A 3,891-nucleotide genomic window follows, 5' to 3' on the forward strand; every position below is an offset into this window, starting at 1 on the left:
CCGGGTTCGGCTTCTTTGAACATCTGCGCTCCTCCCGCACCGCAGCACAGCCCCTTGGCCCGGCAGCGCTTCATCTCCACCAGTTCGGCATCGAGCTTCTGGATGAGCGTGCGCGGAGCTTCATAGATGCCATTTCCTCGTCCGAGGTAGCAGGGATCATGGAAGGTGATGCGCTTGCCTTTGAATGCTCCTCCTTCTACGGTCAATCGCCCTTCGGTGATCAATTGATTGATAAATGTGGTATGGTGCATGACCTCATAGTCGCCACCCAATTCCGGATACTCATTCTTCAAGGTATTGAAGCAATGCGGGCAGGTCGTCACGATGCGCTTGATTCCATAGGCGTTCAGCACCTGTATATTGGAGAAGGCCTGCATCTGGAAGAGGAATTCGTTCCCTGCGCGCTTAGCAGGATCTCCTGTACAACTCTCCTCTTTTCCGAGAATGGCATAGTCCACTCCGGCATTGTTGAGGATCTTGGCAAAAGCCCGGGTGATCTTCTTGGCGCGGTCATCGAAACTCCCTGCGCATCCCACCCAGAAGAGGACTTCTGGTTCCTTGCCTTCGGCCGCCAAAGCGGCTATGCTCTTTACATTGAGGTCACTCATGATTCTGTGGTCCATTTATCCCTATCGGCCATGGAGAAGGCCCAGGGCGCTCCATTGTTCTCGATATTGTTGAACATGGCTGTGATGCTCTCAGGAGATTTCGATTCTTCCATGATCAGATTCCTACGAAGGTCCATGATGATATCCAAGGGATCGATCAGCACTGGACAGGCCTCCACACAGGCATTGCAGCTCGTGCATGCCCACAGCTCTTCTTCGGTGATGAAGTCATGCAGTAAGGACCTTCCATCGTGCTCTTCCTTCCCGTTCTTCAATCGGTGGTTCCCTAATTCCTCCGCGCGATCACGCGTATCCATCATGATCTTCCGTGGGCTGAGTTTCTTCCCGGTCATATTGGCCGGGCAGACCGATGAACACCGTCCGCACTCTGTACAGGAGTAGGCATCAAGTAGATTCTTCCAGGTCAGATCGGTCACGTCTTTGGCCCCAAAGGTCTCTGGAGGTGGCGCATCAGCAGGTGGGGCAGCATATGGATCGGCACTGGGATCCATCATCAGTTCCACTTCCCGCTTCACACTCTCCATGTTATCGAATCGGCCCCGAGGTTCGAGATTCGAATAAAAGGTATTGGGGAAGGCCAAGAAGATGTGGAAGTGCTTGCTGTAGGGCACATAGTTCAAAAAGGCGAGTATCCCGAGGATGTGGAACCACCAGAACATGCGCTCGAAGGTGATCAAGGTGCCGGTAGAGAAATCTTGGAAGAATGGGGTCAACCACGCACTGACGGGGAAGCTGCCGGCTTCGTGATAGACATCCGGTATGCGCTCCTGAAGCAATTGATCGGTCGCATTCATCTTGAGCAATGCCCCCATAAGGAGGATCTCGGCTATCAGGATGATATTGGCATCCGCTTTGGGCCATTTGGTCATCTCGGACAGATGGAATCTCCGGATGTGCATGATATTACGTCTGATCAAGAAAATGACACAGACTACGAAGACCAAGAGGGCCAAAATCTCGATGAAGGCGATCAGGTAGCCATAGGCCCTACCGAGATAATCCGCAAAGAAGCGATGGGTGCCGAAGATGCCATCGATCAGGATCTCCAAGACTTCGATATTGATCAGAACGAAACCCACATAGATGACGATATGGAGCAGGCCAGCAATGGGGCGGTCGACCATCTTGGATTGCCCCATGGCCACTCTGGCCATAGTCGCCCAGCGTTCTGACTTCCGATCAGATATGTCCACATCCTTGCCTTGCGCTACAAAGAATCGGATTTGACGTATGCGTCTGATGAAGAGTCCGATTCCGATGATCAGGCATACAATGAATATGATGTTGCCCAGGCCCATGACTTATTGATTGAGTATTTCCTGCAATTGCTGCACTTCCCGCTTGGTCAATTTAAGCTGTTTCTCCTTTCGTTCGATAAGTGAGAAGCTGACATAGCGTTTTGGATGCACCCGTATGTCTTCTAAAAGCGCATCCAGATTATTGGATGCCATCTCCAGATTCCTGTAGAGGGAATCGTTATTGATCAACATTCCCAATGAGCCTTCACCCGAGTCGATCTTGGCCAGAATGGACGATGTGGACTCCAGAGCAGTCCCCGTCTGAGCGATCACTCGAGCGATATCAGCTTTAGCAAGGGTATCGCTGATCTGGGCAAAGTTCCCTAGGATGGTCGTGAGTTCATCGTTGTTCTCTTCCAGATTCTTGGTGATACTCTCCACATTGGCAAAAATGGCACTGAGACGCTCACTCTCCGAAGCCATGATGTTGTTCAGTCGATTGGATGTGCTCTCCAGCGATTCCAAGGTCTTACGAATGCTGACGAAGCTCTTCTCCAGATTGGGGCGGGCATCTTCTCTCAGGAGTACCTCCATCACGGTCATCACAGAATCGATCGAGGCGACCATGCTCTCGGTCTTGGCCCGAAGCGGAGCGATCTGCGCATTGACCGCATCTACGAGCCCCTGTTCAGCGCTTGTTTCCAAGGTATCTCCAGATTGGGCCATCTCTATGCTATTACCGAATAGGATGGCCACATTGGTCCCTCCCATGAGTTCGGGGCTTTGCAGATGGGCCTTGGAGTCGCGTGAGAACTGGATATCCTTATTCGTGACCACGAAGGAGACCAATAAGTGCCCACTCTGACTATCGATGAATCGGATGCTCTTGACCTGACCCACTTGTAGGCCATTGATGGTCACCGGGCTACCTTCTGCCAGACCGGATACATTGTTATAGATGCCGTAGAATACGCGGGAACGGTTGAAGAGGTCATTCCCTTTGAGGTACTGGACCCCGATGAATAGGGCCGCCACGGCCGCAATCATGATGGCCCCTATTTTGAACTCCTTGGATAAGCGCATTCAGTGGTGAAAGATATTACTTTCCAACTGTTAGGATGGCCTCTCCGAGATCCATCCGTTCACCATCCTTCATAGCGATGATGAAAGTGCCTTTGTAGCCATGCTCTTCGACCTCTTTGACCAGATCCTTGGCCCGTTTGTATTTGACCGCATGGCCGTAAGTATATTTATAGAGACCTCCACTCTCGTGCTCTGTCACACCCTCCAGGCCTTTGAAATTCTCCGGGATGAGCTGCACAGGTGCGCTGGCAGAAGCGATCTGCACGGTGAAATAGATCCCGTCCTTACCGGTCTTCACTTCAGCTCGATCCTCTGCCTCTGTGGATTCTTCGACCGTTTCTTCTGTATCCTGCTCTATGACAGGTGATGGACCAGGTCGATATTCCACTCCTTCTATCTCGGCCTTGTATTCTTTGAAGGCCCTGTATATCGCAGAGGCCATATACTCCTGCCCTTGCGTGGAGCGCAAAAAGTCCTCTTCTTTCTTATTGGTCAAGAATCCCAGTTCGACCAGGACACTCGGCATGGTGGTGAATGAGATCACCCAATAGGGAGCTTGCTTGACTCCTCGGTCCTTGCGCCCTACCCGCTCGCGGAATTGACGCTGGACTTTTTCAGAAAAACTGAGACTCTGGGTCTGGAAAGCGTTCTGCCTCAAGCTCAGTTCGATATAACTCTCTGGGCTATAGGGATCGAATCCGCCATAGTTCTTCTCATAGTCCACCTCGTTGAGCATAGCGGCATTCTCTTTCTGTGCCATACGCAGATTGGCCTCAGTCTTGGCCGGTCCCATGACATAGCTTCCGCATCCATAGGCTGATTCTTTGGTAAAGGCATCGCAATGAATGGATACGAAGAGGTCGACCTCCATCCGATTGGCCATCTTGGTGCGCTCGTGCAGTTCGGGATAGGTATCGCCTGTGCGTGTGTAGTAGACCTTG

General features: G+C 51.7%; 4 protein-coding genes. All 4 read right to left on the minus strand.

All coding sequences use genetic code 11. The annotated features are described in order from the left end of the window. Positions 1-608, minus strand: a 608-nt coding sequence (locus HKN79_07450) for a (Fe-S)-binding protein (GenBank protein ID NNC83396.1), incomplete at its 3' end; no start/stop codon positions are given. Continuing rightward, a complete protein-coding gene (locus HKN79_07455; protein ID NNC83397.1) occupies positions 605-1,927 on the minus strand; it encodes a (Fe-S)-binding protein in 1,323 nt (440 codons plus the stop codon). The genes HKN79_07455 and HKN79_07450, both read right to left, overlap by 4 nt. Before the next feature lie 3 nt (positions 1,928-1,930). Then, on the minus strand, positions 1,931-2,950 hold the full coding sequence (locus HKN79_07460) for an MCE family protein (protein NNC83398.1): 1,020 nt from the start codon (positions 2,948-2,950) through the stop codon (positions 1,931-1,933). A gap of 16 nt (positions 2,951-2,966) precedes the next feature. Beyond that, positions 2,967-3,891: N-acetylmuramoyl-L-alanine amidase (locus tag HKN79_07465; GenBank protein ID NNC83399.1), on the minus strand; the 925-nt coding region annotated here is incomplete at its 5' end.

Source organism: Flavobacteriales bacterium (assembly GCA_013001705.1).
Classification (GTDB): Bacteria; Bacteroidota; Bacteroidia; order Flavobacteriales_D; family JABDKJ01; genus JABDLZ01.

Bases quoted from the DNA above. Each gene is read 5' to 3' on its own strand.
- HKN79_07460 (NNC83398.1), bottom strand. From the start codon at position 2,950: ATGCGCTTATCCAAGGAGTTCAAAATAGGGGCCATCATGATTGCGGCC.
- HKN79_07455 (NNC83397.1), bottom strand. From the start codon at position 1,927: ATGGGCCTGGGCAACATCATATTCATTGTATGCCTGATCATCGGAATC.